32 protein-coding genes and 1 pseudogene are annotated in these 16624 nt (G+C 49.7%); 11 read left to right on the top strand and 22 right to left on the bottom strand.

Annotation, left to right across the window (positions count from 1 at the left end; translation table 11 throughout):
- Positions 1-303: 303 nt before the first annotated feature.
- Positions 304-1512 carry a site-specific integrase gene (locus FDX11_RS09120; RefSeq protein WP_137397793.1) on the top strand — a complete coding sequence of 403 codons (1209 nt, stop codon included), beginning with the start codon at positions 304-306 and terminating at the stop codon, positions 1510-1512.
- Here the strand turns inward: FDX11_RS09120 and FDX11_RS09115 are convergent.
- From FDX11_RS09115 to FDX11_RS09015, 22 genes are all read right to left on the bottom strand, one after another.
- Positions 1470-1706 (bottom strand): helix-turn-helix domain-containing protein, encoded by a 237-nt coding sequence (locus FDX11_RS09115; protein WP_137397792.1) that lies wholly within the window; start codon positions 1704-1706, stop codon positions 1470-1472. The two genes, FDX11_RS09120 and FDX11_RS09115, sit on opposite strands and share 43 nt — an antisense overlap.
- Before the next feature lie 105 nt (positions 1707-1811).
- Positions 1812-2459, bottom strand: a complete 648-nt coding sequence (locus FDX11_RS09110; protein ID WP_137397791.1) for a hypothetical protein — start codon at positions 2457-2459, stop codon at positions 1812-1814.
- Between the two features lie 9 nt (positions 2460-2468).
- Positions 2469-2708 (bottom strand): DUF4222 domain-containing protein, encoded by a 240-nt coding sequence (locus FDX11_RS09105; RefSeq protein WP_137397790.1) that lies wholly within the window; start codon positions 2706-2708, stop codon positions 2469-2471.
- Entirely contained in the window at positions 2671-3033 is a 363-nt protein-coding gene (locus FDX11_RS09100) for a hypothetical protein (RefSeq protein ID WP_137397789.1), read from the bottom strand. The genes FDX11_RS09105 and FDX11_RS09100 overlap by 38 nt, the downstream gene beginning before the upstream one ends.
- Positions 3033-3254, bottom strand: a complete 222-nt coding sequence (locus FDX11_RS09095) for a TraR/DksA family transcriptional regulator (protein ID WP_137397788.1) — start codon at positions 3252-3254, stop codon at positions 3033-3035. Before FDX11_RS09095 ends, FDX11_RS09100 begins: the two co-directional genes overlap by 1 nt.
- Positions 3244-3714 carry a hypothetical protein gene (locus tag FDX11_RS09090; protein WP_137397787.1) on the bottom strand — a complete coding sequence of 157 codons (471 nt, stop codon included), beginning with the start codon at positions 3712-3714 and terminating at the stop codon, positions 3244-3246. Before FDX11_RS09090 ends, FDX11_RS09095 begins: the two co-directional genes overlap by 11 nt.
- Before the next feature lie 91 nt (positions 3715-3805).
- Entirely contained in the window at positions 3806-3997 is a 192-nt protein-coding gene (locus FDX11_RS09085) for a DUF1382 family protein (RefSeq protein ID WP_137397786.1), read from the bottom strand.
- On the bottom strand, positions 3994-4860 hold the full coding sequence (locus FDX11_RS09080) for an MmcB family DNA repair protein (protein ID WP_137397785.1): 867 nt from the start codon (positions 4858-4860) through the stop codon (positions 3994-3996). The genes FDX11_RS09085 and FDX11_RS09080 overlap by 4 nt, the downstream gene beginning before the upstream one ends.
- A complete protein-coding gene (locus tag FDX11_RS09075) occupies positions 4857-5075 on the bottom strand; it encodes a hypothetical protein (protein WP_137397784.1) in 219 nt (72 codons plus the stop codon). Before FDX11_RS09075 ends, FDX11_RS09080 begins: the two co-directional genes overlap by 4 nt.
- On the bottom strand, positions 5072-5623 hold the full coding sequence (locus FDX11_RS09070) for a phage N-6-adenine-methyltransferase (protein WP_063162709.1): 552 nt from the start codon (positions 5621-5623) through the stop codon (positions 5072-5074). Before FDX11_RS09070 ends, FDX11_RS09075 begins: the two co-directional genes overlap by 4 nt.
- Entirely contained in the window at positions 5620-6078 is a 459-nt protein-coding gene (locus tag FDX11_RS25415) for a hypothetical protein (RefSeq protein ID WP_249360722.1), read from the bottom strand. The genes FDX11_RS09070 and FDX11_RS25415 overlap by 4 nt, the downstream gene beginning before the upstream one ends.
- A gap of 321 nt (positions 6079-6399) precedes the next feature.
- Positions 6400-7125: a Rad52/Rad22 family DNA repair protein gene (locus FDX11_RS09055; RefSeq protein ID WP_134215759.1), complete on the bottom strand. Its 726-nt coding sequence runs from the start codon at positions 7123-7125 to the stop codon at positions 6400-6402.
- On the bottom strand, positions 7122-7280 hold the full coding sequence (locus FDX11_RS25105) for a hypothetical protein (RefSeq protein ID WP_170975599.1): 159 nt from the start codon (positions 7278-7280) through the stop codon (positions 7122-7124). Before FDX11_RS25105 ends, FDX11_RS09055 begins: the two co-directional genes overlap by 4 nt.
- On the bottom strand, positions 7277-7474 hold the full coding sequence (locus tag FDX11_RS09050; protein WP_137397783.1) for a hypothetical protein: 198 nt from the start codon (positions 7472-7474) through the stop codon (positions 7277-7279). Before FDX11_RS09050 ends, FDX11_RS25105 begins: the two co-directional genes overlap by 4 nt.
- 7 nt (positions 7475-7481) lie before the next feature.
- Positions 7482-8453, bottom strand: coding sequence for a hypothetical protein (locus tag FDX11_RS09045; protein WP_137397782.1), 972 nt, complete (start codon positions 8451-8453; stop codon positions 7482-7484).
- 71 nt (positions 8454-8524) lie between these two features.
- Positions 8525-8734 (bottom strand): cell division protein FtsZ, encoded by a 210-nt coding sequence (locus FDX11_RS09040; protein WP_128611476.1) that lies wholly within the window; start codon positions 8732-8734, stop codon positions 8525-8527.
- A complete protein-coding gene (locus FDX11_RS25100; protein ID WP_170975598.1) occupies positions 8731-8889 on the bottom strand; it encodes a hypothetical protein in 159 nt (52 codons plus the stop codon). The genes FDX11_RS09040 and FDX11_RS25100 overlap by 4 nt, the downstream gene beginning before the upstream one ends.
- A complete protein-coding gene (locus tag FDX11_RS09035) occupies positions 8886-9266 on the bottom strand; it encodes a hypothetical protein (RefSeq protein ID WP_137397781.1) in 381 nt (126 codons plus the stop codon). The genes FDX11_RS25100 and FDX11_RS09035 overlap by 4 nt, the downstream gene beginning before the upstream one ends.
- 447 nt (positions 9267-9713) lie before the next feature.
- The gene (locus FDX11_RS09030; RefSeq protein ID WP_137397780.1) at positions 9714-9917 is read right to left on the bottom strand and encodes an antirestriction Ral family protein; all 204 of its coding nucleotides are present in this window, start codon (positions 9915-9917) and stop codon (positions 9714-9716) included.
- Positions 9914-10114 (bottom strand): hypothetical protein, encoded by a 201-nt coding sequence (locus tag FDX11_RS09025; RefSeq protein WP_137397779.1) that lies wholly within the window; start codon positions 10112-10114, stop codon positions 9914-9916. Before FDX11_RS09025 ends, FDX11_RS09030 begins: the two co-directional genes overlap by 4 nt.
- A 20-nt stretch (positions 10115-10134) precedes the next feature.
- Positions 10135-10383, bottom strand: coding sequence for a hypothetical protein (locus FDX11_RS09020; RefSeq protein WP_137397778.1), 249 nt, complete (start codon positions 10381-10383; stop codon positions 10135-10137).
- Between the two features lie 346 nt (positions 10384-10729).
- Positions 10730-11362, bottom strand: coding sequence for a LexA family transcriptional regulator (locus FDX11_RS09015; RefSeq protein WP_048220905.1), 633 nt, complete (start codon positions 11360-11362; stop codon positions 10730-10732).
- 98 nt (positions 11363-11460) lie between these two features.
- Between FDX11_RS09015 and FDX11_RS09010 the strand changes: the two genes are divergently transcribed.
- From FDX11_RS09010 to FDX11_RS08960, 10 genes and pseudogenes are all read left to right on the top strand, one after another.
- Complete coding sequence (locus FDX11_RS09010) at positions 11461-11676, top strand: helix-turn-helix domain-containing protein (RefSeq protein ID WP_048220906.1); 216 nt, start codon at positions 11461-11463, stop codon at positions 11674-11676.
- A 119-nt stretch (positions 11677-11795) separates the two neighbouring features.
- Positions 11796-12095 (top strand): CII family transcriptional regulator, encoded by a 300-nt coding sequence (locus FDX11_RS09005; protein ID WP_137397777.1) that lies wholly within the window; start codon positions 11796-11798, stop codon positions 12093-12095.
- Between the two features lie 32 nt (positions 12096-12127).
- Positions 12128-12274 (top strand): DUF2740 family protein, encoded by a 147-nt coding sequence (locus FDX11_RS09000; RefSeq protein WP_133085964.1) that lies wholly within the window; start codon positions 12128-12130, stop codon positions 12272-12274.
- On the top strand, positions 12267-13079 hold the full coding sequence (locus FDX11_RS08995; protein WP_137397776.1) for a replication protein: 813 nt from the start codon (positions 12267-12269) through the stop codon (positions 13077-13079). Before FDX11_RS09000 ends, FDX11_RS08995 begins: the two co-directional genes overlap by 8 nt.
- The gene (locus FDX11_RS08990) at positions 13076-14443 is read left to right on the top strand and encodes a replicative DNA helicase (RefSeq protein WP_137397775.1); all 1368 of its coding nucleotides are present in this window, start codon (positions 13076-13078) and stop codon (positions 14441-14443) included. The genes FDX11_RS08995 and FDX11_RS08990 overlap by 4 nt, the downstream gene beginning before the upstream one ends.
- Positions 14440-14898: a helix-turn-helix domain-containing protein gene (locus tag FDX11_RS08985; RefSeq protein ID WP_137397774.1), complete on the top strand. Its 459-nt coding sequence runs from the start codon at positions 14440-14442 to the stop codon at positions 14896-14898. Before FDX11_RS08990 ends, FDX11_RS08985 begins: the two co-directional genes overlap by 4 nt.
- Before the next feature lie 522 nt (positions 14899-15420).
- Positions 15421-16008: a hypothetical protein gene (locus FDX11_RS25245; RefSeq protein ID WP_212734560.1), complete on the top strand. Its 588-nt coding sequence runs from the start codon at positions 15421-15423 to the stop codon at positions 16006-16008.
- Positions 16005-16217, top strand: a complete 213-nt coding sequence (locus tag FDX11_RS08970; protein ID WP_137397772.1) for a hypothetical protein — start codon at positions 16005-16007, stop codon at positions 16215-16217. Before FDX11_RS25245 ends, FDX11_RS08970 begins: the two co-directional genes overlap by 4 nt.
- Positions 16214-16561 (top strand): hypothetical protein, encoded by a 348-nt coding sequence (locus tag FDX11_RS08965; protein WP_137397771.1) that lies wholly within the window; start codon positions 16214-16216, stop codon positions 16559-16561. Before FDX11_RS08970 ends, FDX11_RS08965 begins: the two co-directional genes overlap by 4 nt.
- A gap of 1 nt (position 16562) precedes the next feature.
- Positions 16563-16624 (top strand): annotated as a pseudogene (locus tag FDX11_RS08960) (HNH endonuclease); the annotation flags it as partial.

Genomic DNA, 16624 nt, shown 5'->3' with positions numbered 1-16624 from the left:
CGGGTGTAGGTCCAGCGTCGCCACTAAGGCAACCAGTGACATATTTCGCAGAGTGAAGCGGGAATCAGCCCACACCTTTTTGATAATTTTAAATATTGAATCTTTGTATGTGATCTTACGTGTAAGTACCATCCAGAATTTCACCTCATTCATGTCTGTTCCTACCTGTTTCGCCAATTCCGCATCACTCCTAACTTTCTTCAATTTACCCGTTTCAATTTAGTTCATGTTGTCCGCGTTCGTGTCGTAGAATCTGTGTACCAAATCGTGTACCAATTCCGACAAAGCTGAACAGGGACAAGCATGCCTCTCAACGATACCAAGCTCAGGCGTATAGCTGGCAAGCCATATGATGGACCAGAGGAGATAGCTGACGGTGGTGGACTTTCTGCCAGGATCAGCCCAAAGGGACTTATCACCTTTCAGTACCGCTATCGCTTCAACGGTAAACCGGCCCGGCTAAAACTTGGCACTTACGGCAAGATGTCGATCAAAGAAGCCCGTGACGCGATGGAGGAATGCAAGGGCTGGTTGGAAGAGGGACGCGACCCGGCAATGCAACGGAAGAAAGCCAGGGACATCGTATCCAACTCACCAAGCATAAGCACCCTCGTTGATGAGTGGCTTGAAACACCATCAGTGAAAGAGATGGTGAAGTACGAATACTGGAAGCGGATGCTGAAGCTTCACGTTACAGACCATTATGGGCGACTGATAGCAGATGAGATGAGTCCCGTTGAATGGGAGCAGATATTCCTGCGCATAACGAAAGGTGGTTCTCCGGTTCAGGCCGGAAACGTTCTGGTGAAGATGAAGCAGGTGATCCGCTATGCGCTGCGCCGAAAACGTATAACTTCAAATTCGCTAATGTTACTCGAAATTAATGATGTCGGTAGCCGCCCGGATGACGGGGAGAGATTTCTGAATGATGATGAGATAGGCGTCTTCTGGAATGCTATCGATAAAACCAAGATGTCATGGCAAAACAAAATGCTGATCCGCATTGTGGCGCTTACCGGCTGCCGAGGCGTTGAATTGAGATTAGCAAGGAAGGGTGACTTTGACCTGAAGGCGAGGGAATGGGTTATACCGAAAGAAAACTCGAAAACGCGTAAGCGCTTTGTGCGAGGGATTTCTCAACTGACAGCCGATTATCTACAGAAGGTTTTTGATGTGTACCCCGATCAGTCAATCGTGTTTCCACCGGCTAAGCTACAGGTGGACAGGCCTATGTCAGCCAGTACATTAATTTCCATCGCGGGACAGGTGGAAGAGGTTATGGGTGGGGAGCACTGGTCTCTGCACGACCTGCGCAGAACGTGCAAAACAAAGATGGCTGAGCTTGGTGTTGCGCCTCACGTATCAGAGAAGATTCTCGGGCATAAGTTAACGGGGATGCTGGCTGTTTATGACCAGTATGATTACATCCCCGAGCAGCAGGCAGCAGCGGAGTTGTGGGCTGATAAGATTCAGACGTGTGCTGCCAACAGTCCTTTATCTTTGCAGAACTGAATAACTTCTACATAGCGGAATAGAGCACCACCTTTCGGCGGGTGGATTTCTTCCACTTCCTGCGGGAATGGGGTGCCAGATTCTTCCCACTGTTTGCGCTTACGATAGAACGTGGTTCTGGAAATACCACCAAGCATCTCCTGAACGCGCTCACGGTTAACCAGAACCGGCTGAATGCTGATTTTTGTTTGCATGCTTTTTTCCAGGCAAAAAGAAGCCCGGGCGAACCGGGCAAATGGGGGATAACGTGGCAGTGCATTCGCACCCAATAGCCAGCTCATAACTGGCTATCAGTTGCGTCATTCGTCGTCGCAATCTTCGTCAGAGTCTGGATCCCATCCCTTTAGCTCAATACTCAGGCGTTTCTCCAGTTCGTGATGTTTTTTACGATCATCACCATTGATATAACGGTCTATTGCCAGCTCTCCAGCCTGATAAGTTCTGTCGCCAAAGAACCATCCACCTTCGTCATAAAATTCATGAAAGAACATCAATTCAGGGAACCAGGTAACAAGCTCTTTGATAACAGGCTCAGGGATATTCCAGGCGGTATCGAATTTGATCACTAACTTCGATTCGGTGTGCTCGACAATGGACATGTCGTAGGCATTCCACTTGGTTCCCCATCTTTCAGGGTTAAACTTGCTCCAGTTGCGACCGGTTTTTTCCTCTCTACTACCAAAGCTCAGATTACCTCTTGATATAAAAGCCGGTACTGGGATGATCAGTTCGAAATCGAATACGTCATATGGTTCTTGAGCTTCCTGCTCAGCGATGCGATCAGACCATTCTTTGCGGCTCTCCGTGTCGGCGTTTAAATCATTTGCCTTTTCATACCAGAAGTCAGGTATCTCGCGTTTTTGTTTACGGAAGCAGGCATTAAAAAGTTCAGACAAAGACTGTTCGTCACCTGTGATTGTCAGGCGATTTGTAACGTGATTAGGCATTGTTATTCCTCATGCCGCCCGCATAGCGCGGAGGCGTTTTAAGTGTTCTGCTGTTTCAAGTTCGGCGCGTATATGTGCCGCCTCGTGTGGGTCGAGGTGCTCGAAATCGTTATTAAAGCGGTCGATTGAAGCGGTGTTGATCCGGCCATGTCGCCAGTAGCGGACTATCTGTGATGTGCAGCTGTGGATGATGACGGGCCAACCGTGATGGTCAGCGTATATCTGACCCCGTTGAATTAGCTGGAACATTGAGTGACTCCTGCAAAAGGAGGTAGACGATTGCCACGGCGCGAAGTGGGTTACGATGGATAACACTAATTCCAGATTCGTGGGATGCCTGCCATACCGTCTTACCTGATGGGGAAAGTCCGATCCGGTGTTTCTTCATTACCGGGAAAAGCTCTTCAGCACGACGAAGCGGGAAATAACCGGTATTCTGTACTGTGTTGAGCCAGTTCCATGACAGATTGGCTCCGGTAGTTTCATGCTGGTTAATGGTGGCGCTGTATTTTGGCTTGAGGAAATATGCCAGCCTGACGCTAACCTCCCAATCACTCAGCTTGCTGTAATCCATCACATCCTCCCAATCTTCTTACGCAATTCCATCTCACCCTGGCACTCGACGCACATCGTGCATCCCGGATACGCTTTCCGGCGAGCCTCCGGCAAATTGTCACCGCATTCCTCACAGTGCGTTGCTGATACTGCTGAGTGGTTGAGTCTGTGATCCCGAATAGCATGGTCGCGCATCATCTCTTCGAGAGCGCTGGCCTGATCGATGATTTCAGAAGTCATAGTTGATACCCTCCTTACTCTTCCGCAATTTCTCTTTGTAACTGGCCTTCGCTTCTTTTTTGGTTGGCTTCCACTCGCCGTAAATGCTCACATCGCGATAATTTCCTATCCTGTACATCCTGCAATTTCCGTTGCTGTCGTAGTCAACCTGCGGCCTGTTTATTCCAAGCCACTCATGAAAATCATGACCACTATCAGCATCAAGAAACTCCTGATAATTGCATTTAGCTTTATGCTTACGAGCCGTCATTTTAGGCGGCGTATACTCCACGACTTCGCCGTACACGATGCCGTCAGTGGGGTGGTAACGTTCCGGTGAGTGGTATGGAGCAGTGTCCAGCACAACTCCAATGTAGTGACCGAAATCACGAACAATCGTACCTGGCTCGCCATAAGCCACCACCCGGCGACCGACACAGGCGTTAACTCCATACTGAGAATTGATGTATTCGAAGCTCATAATCAGTGCTCCATGAACTGTCGGTTAATTCGGTTGAAGGTGAACGCCAGCAATAAAAAAGGAGCTTTAAGCTCCTGGGTGATTAGTGCCGTCATGCTGCACCGCCATCATTCTTCTCGGCTTCGACTGCCATCTGCTCAAGCCGTCGCGATAGCTCGGCGGACAGCGTCTGGAATTCTTCTTCGGTCACCACCGGGATCGGCACAAAGCGAATCCCGATTTGCGCGAGGTTATTGGCAATTTCGAGGCTCTTCCTCAAATCAACGGGCGAGGCTTTGTTCATGCGGCTTTCTCCCCGGGTAATGGTTTCAGACCGTCATTCAACGTGCGCTCAAGGTTGGACAATATTCCTCGCAACCTCTTAATCTCTTCATCCTCGGTGAGTCGGCGCGTTGCTTCCCATAGCGTCCTTGTAAGAACATACATAGGGACATTCGGGTCGAGGCCAAGCGCTTTCGCCAGATCTTGCTGAGCGTCGGTTAACCTTTCCTCCGATTCCTCCCGGCGCTTACGTCGGCGTTGCAACTCCTCTTCACTTTCTTGGCGCAGGTTCTTCAGCCTTTCATCGTTATCCCTAATATGCTGCTCAAGGCGCTCCTTAGACCGATGTGCTCGACAAACAAGATCGGCGATTTCATTGCCATGTCGCTTCATTAGTTTTTGGTCGCTGAGGTAGGTATTGATTACGCGGCTTTTTATTTTGGTTCTTTCTGCCTGCCGGGTCATGCCATCCATAAGCAGCTTCATCCAGGCATCGCGAGGAAGGGTATCAATCTGGCGCATTGTCGGCCCCTTGAGGGTATGCCATCCAGTTCCCTTCCGGATCATCAAGCCACAACCATCTGGGATGTCGCTTTTCTTGAGCATGCCTTCAGGAACTGCAAAAACAACGCCGCCTGCGTAGTTGAAGTATTTGGTGTATTTGCCTGCTGTAACGTCAGCCCGGAAATCACTTACGCTGACTTTGACCTCATAGACGACAGGGCAGAACTTGCTGTAGCTGTGAGCAATAGAGTAGACATCAGGTCGGCACGTTCCGGCGGGCCCTAGCTGCATGTCCTCCCAGCAGATGCGCGCTGTGTTCTGGCGCAAATGCTCTGCAAGGTCATGAGCAAGCTCGTTATGACCCCATTTTTTTGTTGTCATTGTTCGGCTCCAAACCGCCCGTTAAGGCGGCCAGTTTTGACGACGAACTCCAGGAGGCTAACTCCCAGAGCTTCAATTTTCTTGTGATGCTTGTTGATGATGGGAGGCACCGTTTCGTTCCAATTTGGCTTTGGTCTCTTTCGCATGGCCTGCTGTATTTCCTCGGTGCAGCGGCGGCAGGCGGCGCGGATGGCGTTGTCTGTTTCTGGCGTCATGCGGCCTCCCGGCGGGCGAGAAGTTTCGCCCCGAAAGCCATCAGTTCGTCCCGTTCCACAGTTGCGAAGTGGCAGTGTGTACGCGGGTATGGTCGCCAGATGATGAGCATCGACCCTTTATTGTTGCCGCTTACCGGCTTACCGGTTACCGGGTTGATAAATGCCAGCCGCCCGGCGGTGATGAAGCGAACCTCGCTGGCGGTCTGGATAGCCTCCTTAAACCAGCCAACCGATGTGTCTGCCGGAACCAGCATGACCGTGCCGATCTGATTTGCGCTTTCGGTAGCGGCCTTCTTAACGAACGGTGTGATGTCGCTGTATGGCGGGTTCATCCAGACGTAGCCAGGTACACTCAGGTAATCAGCCCAGGGAGTCTCCAGTGTATTCTGCTCGGCGGTGATGAACTTCCGGCACAGTGCGTTATGAGACGCCGCGGCGGCATCCAGTTGGAAGCAAAACTCAGCATCAAGGGAAGAGAAAAGGGCTGGGGGAGTGCGCCAGAGGTCTCGCTGATCTGCTGGTGTATTGCTGCCGGTGTAATCAGTCATGATTCCTCCCGCTCCGGATCGTTTACATCCCAGCCATTACGCTCATTATTGGTTTGCAGCCGCTTATCTCCGACCTCTTCGATACTCCTACCGGTAATCTCTGCTACTTCTGCGTTGGTGTAGCGCATGAGAATCGCTAACTCTTCCGTTGACCATTCACGCATAGTTAATCCTCCGTAGCGGGCCAGCGCGTCACGCTTGCTTCTGACTGAGTAAATTGTTCGACCGGTTGCCTTGGCTATCTCTTCCTCTGAGAACAGACCAAAGAGATGAAGCTCGGCTGGGGTCCATGGTCTGCCGGTCATCTTGCTGATAAGTGGTGCGCCGATACGTGATGCCTGGCGAGCGACTGCCGATTCGGAACGCTCAAGCTTTTCTGCTATTTCTGAGCGGGACATCTTCATCCCAACCTCGTGCAGAAACAGGTTTTCAAAGGGTTGCCAAAGTTCGCTCATTGGCTCTCCTTAAGGCGATACACACAGCCGCCGATCGTTCCGTTTCCCCATTCCTCAGCGATCAGGTGTTGTTGTATCTGGTCCAGCGCCGGGCCCGAGATGAATGTTTGTTGCATCTCTAAGTTAGGGGCCCATCCCTCATAATATGGCTCGTGGTAATTGAGGGTAATTCCTTCTGAGTGGCTTAGTGCGCCTGCTGAAGTTTTCCATCTATGGAACGAAGTGATGTTGTTCCGCGCGTCCTTGCGCAGAATGCTGAGGATAGTTTCTGGGGTCATATCGATAACGGCGATGCCGCCCGCTGTTAGATAGGAGAGGCGGTTATGCCGCCTGTTTGAGTTCTCTGATTCGAATGCCGGTAACGTCTTTGCATTTCGCCTGATGCTCAGCAAATCCGCTTAACAACTTCCACGTTTCTTCATAACGAGCTTTCAATTTCACGCCGTCGTTTTCTTTGCTTGCATATTGGGAGAAATCGGCGAGCACCTTGTCAGCATCCACGTCTTGAGGTGGTTCAGACTCGTTTATTGACTCTGGTGACTGTGGTTCTGGTTGATGAACAACTGATCCGTCAGGTAATGCCCAGGCTGGGAGGGCAGGCGGTTTCCAGTAAAACACGCCAGCCTCTTTTGACTTGGCATAATGGAATCCTGGTGCCCGCTGTGCCGATACAATGGCGAAGCCTTCCTCCAGGTTGTAGAGGTAACGCCCGATACCCCACTGGACAGCTGCACGCTTCATAGCTCCTGAGCGACCACCTTTAACCGCTTCTACTTGCGTGTTTTCTGCTGCGTCCCACTTGGTGATCCACTCTCCATCAACTTTGATGGAAATACCGCACTCAACCCCTCCATTGTTCGGGATATCTCGATACTCGTTACGCCATCCAGCCTTACCACATACCTCATCAAGGCGCTTCATGATTGCCCTGTTGGTTACGTAGGCCAGCACTTTTGCCCAGATACCGTTATTATTTTTCCCCGCCTGCTGAATGCGCCATTCAATATCTTCACTCGCAAATGGCGCATCTAACTGATCCAGATTCATGTAAAATCCCCCGCAAATTCGTCCATGCTGATAATCGGATTCTGTCGCTCAGCAGCCAGGTTAACCGGCTCATCTCTTTCATCTGGAGCAACGGGAATCACATCAGACATAAGCCGGATGAAAGCATCATCACCCCATCGCTCTGCAACGCTCATGCCGCTTGCTCCTGATGTGTGATTACATAACCCTGTTCAGTAAGCCATTCGAGAACTACAGCGCCGTCTAACTGCAGGAGGACTTCTCGTGTGTCTACTGTCCCATCAAGCGTCACACCATCAAGCTCCAGGACCTGATTGCGCTGACTGTCCAGATATCCGTGAGCGTGGTCATATTTGAGTTTCAGTTTCATATGCACCTCAGTAGTTAATTTGAGTTCTCGGTACCAGGCCATCCATCAGCGCTTTCAGGACTTCGATCGCCTGATCACGTGAGATGCTGGTATTGGCAGTGAGTGCGTTTACGATTTCAGTGCCGACGGCCTTGCGATGCTTCACGTCAGCTTCACGCTTTGCCTTCTCGTCAGAGATACGCTTCTCTTCCGCAAGACGGGCAGCTTCTTTCTCCTCAGCTTCACGCTTAATGCGATCTGCTTCTTCCTGAGCTTTACGCTGTTCCGCTTCAATGGCTGCTTTCTTCTCTGCTTCAGCTTTCGCCGCGGCGTCTTTTGCTTCCTGCTCTGCGCGTTCTTGTGCTTGCTTAGCCAGTAATTCAGCCTGAGCTTTTGCTGCAATCGCATCCTCTTCACGCTTCTTCGCCGCTGCCAGTTCAGCCGCAGCTTTCTCTTCGGCTTCGCGCTTTGCCTGTTCTGCTGCTTGACGCTTCAATTCCTCTTCGTGAGCAATGCGCTGGCGTTCTGCTTCTTCTGCTTTTTCTTTGGCTTCACGGTCATGTTTTTCGTTCATGAGCAAAGCAATTTCATGGTCTGACTCGAGCTGCTTACGATCTTCCTCTGCTTTAATCTTGGCGGCCTCCTCTGCCTTAATTCGTTCCTGTTCTGCTTCCCACTCGGTTAGCGGTCGGCGCACTTCATCTTTCAGCGCGTCAAGACGTTCACGAACAATGCGGCGACTCTCATCAATCTGCTTTGGCAGCGCTTTCAGTTCTGCTACAAGGTCTTTACCAGCGTTGTCGATATACGTTTTGGAACGCGCGACCTTGTGAGCCATTGACGCGATAGCATCACGACCTTTCTTGGTAGATACATCCGGTACCAGGCTGCGAGCTTCTTTCTCGATTTTTTCAATGATGGGATCGAGTTGCTCGTTATTGGTGAATACAGCCATTGCACTCGATTTTTCGATAACGACTAAATCCGTTACTTCACTCATGGTCTCTCCTGAAATTTGGTTGTGCGCTTCCCGTCTGCGATAGCCGGACGAGTAGGGGGAATGGTGTGGAATTAGTGCTGGATAGGGTTGCCGCGTCCGTCGAGAAGGACGTCAATTACGCAGTCAGTGAGTCGGATAATCTCTGCATCGGTGTGCAGGTACACCCATTTTCTCTCCTGGATGACTGCTGAAACGCGATAGGTGCGGCCCTCGTGAAGCGCCATCATTCCAGGCATTACGCACTGGCGAATCATTGGTGTCGTTCCGTAATGTGAAATCATGATTTACCCTCCACCTGCTGCAATAAACCGGCAATGTGCATCTGCCAGCGGTTCATTGTGATTTTCTCGCGAGGTTTATCGACTGATGAGAGTTGCCACTCGTTGTCGTTGAGTTTTGATGCGTGGTCCTGCTTGCCGTTGTGGGTGACTGTCATGATTCCTCCCTGGCGCGAAGCATTGCGTCAGCAATGTAATACGCATCTTCAGCTAATTCTTTGTACTGTGGTGATTCCGGTCCGCCTCCAAACGAATACCCGTCCCATCTGCGCACAATGGCTGCCATAGCCTTTGCCGCGAAGTAGTCACGGATCGTCATGTCATCTGTAGTGACTGAAACATATTCTGGATATGGTTTGTCATCAAACCGGTAAAGCAGATCGTAATCACCATCGTCGTCAAAGCTGGTGACTTCGTACGCCCAGCGGTGACCGGCCCATTCAAATGACTGACCCCTTTTGTCGCCACCAAAGCGGCTTTTAAGGTAGGCGCCATATTCAGGAGAGCTAGCGTAAACTTTCATGGTGTATTTCATAATCATCTCCGCGCTTAAGCCGCGCCGCTGAGCTAAAGACCTCTGCATGCAAACCTTATTAATGCAGAATGTTGGTAAGCGGTGGATAGCCGCCATTCATAACTAAGCGTCCTCTGAGAAGCCGCTGAGGTATGAAAAAAGCCGCACTAGGCGGCTTATCTCTCGGTGTGTTTATCGATTATTCTCATCATCCTGCGGAGCATTTTTGTGTATCGCTCTGGTTCGTCGAATTGAATCGAATATCCAGGGTCACATAGCCCGCCATTCTCGTAATAAGTTTTCTCGATCGGATGCTTAGCAAGTATCTTGGCGTGAGCCTCTGCTCTCACTGCGGCCTTTCTGGTCAGAAAGTGGCGACCGCGGGAAGGGGAGAACCAAACTTTTCGAATTGCGACAGTCACCATCGACTTACCCTCTGTTTGTATCGTGAGCTAATAAAAAGGCCGCCTAACTGGCAGCCTGTTGCTTTTGTGCTTCAAGTTCTCTGGCAATCATCGCCGTGGTTCTAATTGCCCACCGGTCAACGTATTTACCATCTTCTATGACAAGCGCCATTTCCTCCGGCCTAACCAGGCATTCAGCATCGAGCTTGCATCCTTTGCACCTATTGAACTGACCACACCATTGATTAGTGTCTACATTGGCGCTCATCCTTTTGCCCTTAACGCTTCCAGTTCGTGATTCCTAATATCTTCAATATGTTGTCTATTTTCTTCTGCAGTAATAACGTGAACATAAAACCCGTGTTCATCGCTGGTATTTATTGTCCTAAATCCCGCCGCACGAATACCCTTCTGGACAGCGTGAGCCTTTTCGGCACCGCAAAAACCAAATGTTATTTTTGCCATTGCCTCACCTCATAAGTTAATTAACGCGCCGTAACCGATTTGCTGCTGCGATGACCGGCGGCGTATAGCGCAACATCCGGCAAACATGCAGATCCGCCTGTATTGCTGTCACGCAGACTACCGAGCGAAGTGGCCCGGTCGACGCGACTCGTGTCATGCTTAACTCCCTGTAACGCGTTCTGAGCAGCCTCAGCGCGTCGTTTAGCCATCAGCTCGCCACGTTTCAGATAACGCCGTGTAACGCTGTTGCTTGCGATAAATTTGGTCATATGTCCTCCAGTGGTTGCTTTAGGGTGTGACGCTCAGGTGCTTATCTTCTGAGTTGCTGTCTATGCAGCTGCATTTCGTCACACTCCAAAGCAACTTCCTTTGGTCTCCCACAAGGGCGGGAGAAGTAACCCCATCAGTGTTAAAGAGCTGAGACTTCGTTCCGTGTCTCGGTGGTGCTTCCTGCTGATGGGATAAAGATACAGATAAAACTGTATTATCGTCAACAGATAAAACTGTATTAATTTTTATGGATAACATATGTATCTGTAAAATATTGAGATTTATTTTTTGTATAGGCGTAAAAAAACCGGCCTAAGCCGGTTCTTTCGGTGATGGCATGTGGTGCTAGCGCTTGCGTCGATAAATTCTGTGTTCAATCATCACACCGATGATTGTCAGGGGCTGGATGCTGCTGTTAATTACAGGGTAATCATCGTTCAATGGAACAAGTTCAAAGTGCTGACATCCATTCATATCAGTAAAAGTAGGGCGGTACTTTTTGAATGTGGCCTGATCACCACCATTTTTAGCCACTACGAATTCACCAGGAACCGGCTCAACTTCAGGATCGACGATAATCACATCACCAGCTTTGAAATCTGGTTCCATGGAATCACCTTCAATGCGCAGGGCAAAACTGTGCTCTGACAAATCAAGATCGGTAAGGATGTACTCTAAGCTGCCATCGAAGGCCTCTATTGGGTTCTTCTCAGCTAAGGCCCCAGCTTGCACATAACTAATCAAAGGAACTCTCCTGCTGTTCACTTCGGCTATTGGCATAAATGCGCCACCGTTCATCAACCAGTCAGCATCACAACGCAATGCCTTGGCTATACCAATTATATTCCGTGGCTTGAGAGTTTTCCCGTCTTCAATGCTCTGCCATGACTGCTGACGGATCCCGGCCTTCTCAGCCGCCTCTGTCTGCGTCAATCCGAGCTCAATTCTTTTTTGTTTTACTCGTTCTGCAAGGCTCATAAATACCTCTTTCTGTGTGCCTTGATAGTCACAGCTAAAACTGTAATTGACAAACAGAAATAACTGTCACAGAATACAGATAAAACTGTGGAGGTGATATGGAAACAATTTCTCAGCGCCTCAAACAAAAACGTGAAGAGATGAATCTGTCTCAATCCCAGCTGGCAACATTGGCAGGAATGAAACAGCAGTCCCTTCAGGCCATCGAGGCAGGGACAACGAAGCGTCCACGTTATTTGGTTGAGTTGGCTCGTGCGCTTAAGTGCGATCCGGAATGGCTGCTCTTCGGCGACAGTCGCCAAGCTCAGCACTAATTCAAAAATAAGAAATACCGCTCTTTAACATTGCTGCTCATCCTCTCCGCCCTTGTGGAGATAACAACTACGCATCACAGGATGCACATTAACTATTTCAACACCAAGGAATTTAACAAATGGAAAACTCAATTAACCGCAACAAGGTCAATGCCCGTCGCATTGAGTCCTGGTTGCTTAACCGTATCGCCATGAAAGGTGGCAACAACGTAGCTAAAGAGATTGGCGTCGATAAGGCACAGATAACCCGCTGGAAAGAAACGTGGCTGCCGAAGATGGCAATGCTGCTGGCAGTTCTGGAATGGGGTGTCGTTGATGACGATATGGCGCGGTTGGCAAGAGAAGTAGCTGCGGTGCTCACAAAGAAAAAACGCCCTGCGGTAACAGAGCGTTCTGATCAGATAACCATGAAATTCTAGCCGAATAACTGGATCAATTCACAGGAGTAATTATGCCTAAGAAAACTCGTTTTTACCAGGCGTCAGTACATAAAAATATTGCTCGTGACCGGTTCATCAAATCCTGTAACCCGGCTGTCGGTACAAAGCTGAGAGCCATTCTGGAAGAATTCAAACGTAAGGAGAACGGTCATGAGTAACCTAGCAACAGTTACACCAATCAGGCCGATTCTGGCGGCCGTGGAGCGTCAGGTGGCAGATCTCGATGATGGGTATACCCGCATCGCTAACGAGCTGCTGGAAGCGGTTATGGCTGCCGATTTAACGGCTCGCCAGCTGAAGGTTGTTCTGGCGGTGATTCGCAAAACTTACGGGTTCGGCAAAAAGTTCGACCGCATTACCAATACTCAGATAGCGATGATGACCGGCATTCACCACACGCATGTTTGTAAGGCCAAGAACGAGATGATCGCCATGAACATCATCGTGACAAACGGTCAGGCAATTGGCGTAAACAAGGTGATTTCTGAGTGGAATTTTGAGATTAGCCAAGTTAGCGAATCATTAGCCAAAACAGCTAATAAAACATTAGCCAACTTAGCTAATGGGTATAAGCCAACTCAGCTAAACACAAAAGAAACTATTCAAAAGAAAGAAAAGAAAGAAAACACACAGTCATCTGGCGATGACCGCGAACTGGTTAAACCTGAAAAGCGAAAACCAGTGAAGTTCGATTACGACGAGTATCTCTCCGTCTACAACGAGATTGTCGGCGATAGACTCCCTCACGCTGTCGAGGCCAACGAAGAACGCCAGCGCAAAATCCGCAAACTGGTTAACTCTCTCGCCACCAAAAACATCGACGGATTCCGCGCCTACGTGAAAGCGTTCATGGCAGCTGCAAGACCATTCCATTTCGGTGATAACGATCGCGACTGGGTGGCAAATTTTGATTACCTACTTCGCCCGAAAGTTCTGGTGGCAATTCGTGAGGGAACACTATGAGACAGGATATCGAGGCCAGCGTGATTGGCGGGTTACTTCTCGGCGGACTCACCCCGGCGGCAACTGACGTTCTCGCCCGGATTGATGCTGAAGCGTTCACCATCCCACTCTACCGGAAAGCCTTTGAGGTGATCCGCAAGCAAGCCAGAAATCGCAAACTGATTGACGCTCTGATGGTCGCTGAGGAATGCGGGGATCAGCATGCTACCGATGTGATGATGACTGCCAGAGCATGCCCCAGCGCTGCAAACCTGACTGGTTACGCAGATATGCTGGCTGACCAGTATCAGCGCCGATTGTTCCTGCATGCCATAGACGAGTTACGCGGCGACGTGAGCAACGGAACGCTGGACGGAGCAGCATCGGCAATGGACGAGCTAATGCGTCGCCTGAGCACCATCAGGAAGCCAAAAGGCGAGGTTAAGCCAGTTCGGTTGGGTGAAGTCCTGAATGACTATGCGGAAACGCTGGAGAACAGGCTTAAAAACGGCGAAGAGTCGGACACCATGAAAACAGGTATCGACGAACTGGACGCGATTACCGGCGGCATGAATGCCGAGGATTTGGTGATTATCGCTGCCCGTCCTGGTATGGGTAAAACGGAACTGTCGCTGAAGATTGCTGAAGGCGTGGCGAGTCGACCACTGCCGGGTACTGACACCCTGCGCGGGGTACTGATTTTCAGCATGGAGATGAGCAACCTGCAGATCGCCGAGCGAAGCATTGCAGGGCGAGAAAACATGTCGGTCAGTGTTCTGCGCAACCCGGCAAACATGGACGACGAAGGATGGGCAAGAGTCTACAACGCCATATGTCACCTGAAAGACCTCGATGTCTGGATGGTTGACGCATCCAAGCTGACAGTCGAAGAAATCCGCAGCATTGCCGAACGTCACAAACAGGAAAACCCGGCGCTATCACTCATCATGGTTGACTACCTTGGCCTGATTGAGAAGCCAAAAGCAGAGCGAAATGACCTGGCTATAGCGCACATCTCTGGCAGCCTGAAGGCGATGGCTAAAGACCTGAAGACGCCAGTTATCTCCCTCAGCCAGTTATCCCGTGAAGTTGAGAAGCGGCCTAACAAGCGACCGGTTAACGCAGATTTGCGCGACTCAGGAAGCGTAGAGCAGGACGCTGACTGCATCATCATGCTCTATCGAGAAGCGGTATACGACGAGCATAGCCCCGCAGCGAAGTTTGCAGAAATCATCGTTACCAAAAACCGTTTTGGCTCGCTTGGAACTGTGTATCAGCGATTCGTTAACGGTCACTTCATGCCATGCGATCAGGATGAGGCCCGCATGATTTCAACCAGCAAGCCTTCAACTGGAAAGCGTTATGCCAAAGGAGCAGACGTATGAACGCTAAAGACAAAATCATCACTTACCTTGAAACACACAAGCCAGCATCAAAGAAAGAACTCATCGCAGTAACAAAATTACCAGTAAACCGCATTAATCAGGTTGTGCGCGACCTCCTCGAATCAGGCCAGTTAGAAATCCACAGCGTCACCAACAAGGTTAATCACTACCGGCTTACTGATTTACATAATCAGCGCGTGAAAGCTGTTCTGGATTATTTCGAAGACGGAATGAGCGCAACGTCTGGCGAGGTTTCTGACATTACTGGACTGGACAAAACAACGGTCACACAGATTTTGATTTCGCTGAATAAGCAGGGCGAATTGCACAGGGAATGGCATGGTCATCGCAAGCTGTGGGTATACAGCAAATCAGCACCGTTTGTATTTGGCTGCGCTAACCATCTGACTGCATTCATCAACCAGAGATTAAAGGAGGTCAGGCAATGTGCGTGACTGTTCTGAAGCAATGTTATGGATGTGGCAGGACAGTTCATTACTCAGGATTTGAACCGCTTCCAGATGAGCCATTATGCGATTTTTGCAGAAAGGCATCAGTTAAACCTCGGTATGTTTACATCAATTCGACAAAAGAGATCATGCCAAAATTCGATTACAGGACAGAACTTACTAGAAGTAAGTCTCGTGAACTTATCAATCAGAGATTGAGATAGGTTATAGCGCCATGACTGAACCTTACATAGCAGAGCTATCTGCAAGTGTGGCCGTGATAGTCGGCCTTTTTTATGCCCGGAGGAAATGGTGAGCGATACACGAAACTGGAAGTGCTTCTTCGGCATGCACCAATGGCAAATCATAGAGAAACGTGAGCGGCACTTTTTCTCTGACGAGGAAAGCAAAATACCGACAAGGATTTGTGTCGTATTGCGAATGCAATGCTCCCATTGCGGAAAGTGGGAATCACAAATAATCGATTAACAGGCCTGCTTAGCGGGCCTTTTTTATGAGGGTAGGATTATGAAACCGACATACGAAGAATTAGAGCAAAAATGTGCATTGCAGCAATCAAAACTGACTGCAATTAACGAGCTAATGGGTGTAGTTGAAAAGGCCAGTGACATTGCAAAGGCAGGAATTGAAGAACTGGAACTGCAACTCGAAGAATCCCAACGCGAGTTCCGGGCAGCAGACGCGACTATTCACAATCTTGAACTGCAACTCACAGACATGGCAGTGCAGCTCGCTAACGCCGAGAGCAAGTGCAGGGAGCTGGCGGCGGAGAATGAAAAGCAGAATACGCATAGCGAGGCCCTGGCTGTAGACAATGCAGCATTGCGTGAAGTGGTTGAACGCATGGTCAATCAATTTGCAATGAGTGGTATTTCTCCAGAAGAGAAGTCAATCAACCCCGCAAAATCACTTATGTTTGATGCTAAATCAGCATTGTTTATGCCAGCTACCGATGCTTTCCTGGCTGAAGTGCGGGCGCAGGGTGTGGATGCGGCTATGGAGCATATGCAGTCGAGCGGTTCGTTAACATTCGGAGATTGCTACATATCGCTCAACGAGTTCGCCGCCCAGCTTCGCAAAGGAGCCGCGCTGTGAGAAAACCAACCGATGAGGAAATCATCCAGGTACTTCGTGACCATGGAAATTGCATGACCTATGTGGTCACTCACTGCTTACGCGATAACTACAAAGGCATCAAGACAGCGTATGTACTGCGCCGCCTGAAAAATCTTGAGGCTCTCGGTGCAGTGAAGCGAGTGAAAAGCAGTTATGCGGTTCAAATCTGCTGGGAGGCAGCCCAATGACAGCACTCAACAAACAGGTGCTGAACCCGGAAGAACTCGAATCGGCTCTACTGGAACTGAAAAGAATCAGCGAACAACCAGCTGTCAGCACTCACTATGCCCGCGTATTGCGCAAGCATATTGCCAATCTTAATTGTGCACTGGAAGCCGCAGAGAAGCGCATAGCAGAACTGGAGGGGATGATTTTTAGCGTGAAGTTGCCGGTCGCTCCACTCCAATATGAAACACTTAAACTTTGCCTTGAACCATCAGACGGATACGGCATGCAAAAAGGTGCTGAATATATGCGAGACGAAATTATAAAAGTTCTTCACGCCGCTGGCATTGGCGTGAAGGGGGAGTGAGATGGCACTGACGAAAAAACAACGTGCAGAGTTGCGCATGAAGTTTGGAGGTCGCTGTGCTTA

Source organism: Citrobacter sp. wls714 (assembly GCF_005281025.1).
Taxonomy (GTDB): Bacteria; Pseudomonadota; Gammaproteobacteria; order Enterobacterales; family Enterobacteriaceae; genus Citrobacter; species Citrobacter werkmanii.
The sequence above is the reverse complement of the archived record's forward strand: the minus strand, read 5'-3'. Positions and strand labels throughout refer to the sequence as shown.

Excerpts from the sequence above, each read along its gene's own strand:
- FDX11_RS09120 (WP_137397793.1), top strand. The coding sequence starts at position 304 with ATGCCTCTCAACGATACCAAGCTCAGGCGTATAGCTGGCAAGCCATAT.
- FDX11_RS09115 (WP_137397792.1), bottom strand. The coding sequence starts at position 1,706 with ATGCAAACAAAAATCAGCATTCAGCCGGTTCTGGTTAACCGTGAGCGC.
- FDX11_RS09110 (WP_137397791.1), bottom strand. The coding sequence starts at position 2,459 with ATGCCTAATCACGTTACAAATCGCCTGACAATCACAGGTGACGAACAG.
- FDX11_RS09105 (WP_137397790.1), bottom strand. The coding sequence starts at position 2,708 with ATGTTCCAGCTAATTCAACGGGGTCAGATATACGCTGACCATCACGGT.
- FDX11_RS09100 (WP_137397789.1), bottom strand. The coding sequence starts at position 3,033 with ATGGATTACAGCAAGCTGAGTGATTGGGAGGTTAGCGTCAGGCTGGCA.
- FDX11_RS09095 (WP_137397788.1), bottom strand. The coding sequence starts at position 3,254 with ATGACTTCTGAAATCATCGATCAGGCCAGCGCTCTCGAAGAGATGATG.
- FDX11_RS09090 (WP_137397787.1), bottom strand. The coding sequence starts at position 3,714 with ATGAGCTTCGAATACATCAATTCTCAGTATGGAGTTAACGCCTGTGTC.
- FDX11_RS09085 (WP_137397786.1), bottom strand. The coding sequence starts at position 3,997 with ATGAACAAAGCCTCGCCCGTTGATTTGAGGAAGAGCCTCGAAATTGCC.
- FDX11_RS09080 (WP_137397785.1), bottom strand. The coding sequence starts at position 4,860 with ATGACAACAAAAAAATGGGGTCATAACGAGCTTGCTCATGACCTTGCA.
- FDX11_RS09075 (WP_137397784.1), bottom strand. The coding sequence starts at position 5,075 with ATGACGCCAGAAACAGACAACGCCATCCGCGCCGCCTGCCGCCGCTGC.
- FDX11_RS09070 (WP_063162709.1), bottom strand. The coding sequence starts at position 5,623 with ATGACTGATTACACCGGCAGCAATACACCAGCAGATCAGCGAGACCTC.
- FDX11_RS25415 (WP_249360722.1), bottom strand. The coding sequence starts at position 6,078 with ATGAGCGAACTTTGGCAACCCTTTGAAAACCTGTTTCTGCACGAGGTT.
- FDX11_RS09055 (WP_134215759.1), bottom strand. The coding sequence starts at position 7,125 with ATGAATCTGGATCAGTTAGATGCGCCATTTGCGAGTGAAGATATTGAA.
- FDX11_RS25105 (WP_170975599.1), bottom strand. The coding sequence starts at position 7,280 with ATGAGCGTTGCAGAGCGATGGGGTGATGATGCTTTCATCCGGCTTATG.
- FDX11_RS09050 (WP_137397783.1), bottom strand. The coding sequence starts at position 7,474 with ATGAAACTGAAACTCAAATATGACCACGCTCACGGATATCTGGACAGT.
- FDX11_RS09045 (WP_137397782.1), bottom strand. The coding sequence starts at position 8,453 with ATGAGTGAAGTAACGGATTTAGTCGTTATCGAAAAATCGAGTGCAATG.
- FDX11_RS09040 (WP_128611476.1), bottom strand. The coding sequence starts at position 8,734 with ATGATTTCACATTACGGAACGACACCAATGATTCGCCAGTGCGTAATG.
- FDX11_RS25100 (WP_170975598.1), bottom strand. The coding sequence starts at position 8,889 with ATGACAGTCACCCACAACGGCAAGCAGGACCACGCATCAAAACTCAAC.
- FDX11_RS09035 (WP_137397781.1), bottom strand. The coding sequence starts at position 9,266 with ATGAAATACACCATGAAAGTTTACGCTAGCTCTCCTGAATATGGCGCC.
- FDX11_RS09030 (WP_137397780.1), bottom strand. The coding sequence starts at position 9,917 with ATGAGCGCCAATGTAGACACTAATCAATGGTGTGGTCAGTTCAATAGG.
- FDX11_RS09025 (WP_137397779.1), bottom strand. The coding sequence starts at position 10,114 with ATGGCAAAAATAACATTTGGTTTTTGCGGTGCCGAAAAGGCTCACGCT.
- FDX11_RS09020 (WP_137397778.1), bottom strand. The coding sequence starts at position 10,383 with ATGACCAAATTTATCGCAAGCAACAGCGTTACACGGCGTTATCTGAAA.
- FDX11_RS09015 (WP_048220905.1), bottom strand. The coding sequence starts at position 11,362 with ATGAGCCTTGCAGAACGAGTAAAACAAAAAAGAATTGAGCTCGGATTG.
- FDX11_RS09010 (WP_048220906.1), top strand. The coding sequence starts at position 11,461 with ATGGAAACAATTTCTCAGCGCCTCAAACAAAAACGTGAAGAGATGAAT.
- FDX11_RS09005 (WP_137397777.1), top strand. The coding sequence starts at position 11,796 with ATGGAAAACTCAATTAACCGCAACAAGGTCAATGCCCGTCGCATTGAG.
- FDX11_RS09000 (WP_133085964.1), top strand. The coding sequence starts at position 12,128 with ATGCCTAAGAAAACTCGTTTTTACCAGGCGTCAGTACATAAAAATATT.
- FDX11_RS08995 (WP_137397776.1), top strand. The coding sequence starts at position 12,267 with ATGAGTAACCTAGCAACAGTTACACCAATCAGGCCGATTCTGGCGGCC.
- FDX11_RS08990 (WP_137397775.1), top strand. The coding sequence starts at position 13,076 with ATGAGACAGGATATCGAGGCCAGCGTGATTGGCGGGTTACTTCTCGGC.
- FDX11_RS08985 (WP_137397774.1), top strand. The coding sequence starts at position 14,440 with ATGAACGCTAAAGACAAAATCATCACTTACCTTGAAACACACAAGCCA.
- FDX11_RS25245 (WP_212734560.1), top strand. The coding sequence starts at position 15,421 with ATGAAACCGACATACGAAGAATTAGAGCAAAAATGTGCATTGCAGCAA.
- FDX11_RS08965 (WP_137397771.1), top strand. The coding sequence starts at position 16,214 with ATGACAGCACTCAACAAACAGGTGCTGAACCCGGAAGAACTCGAATCG.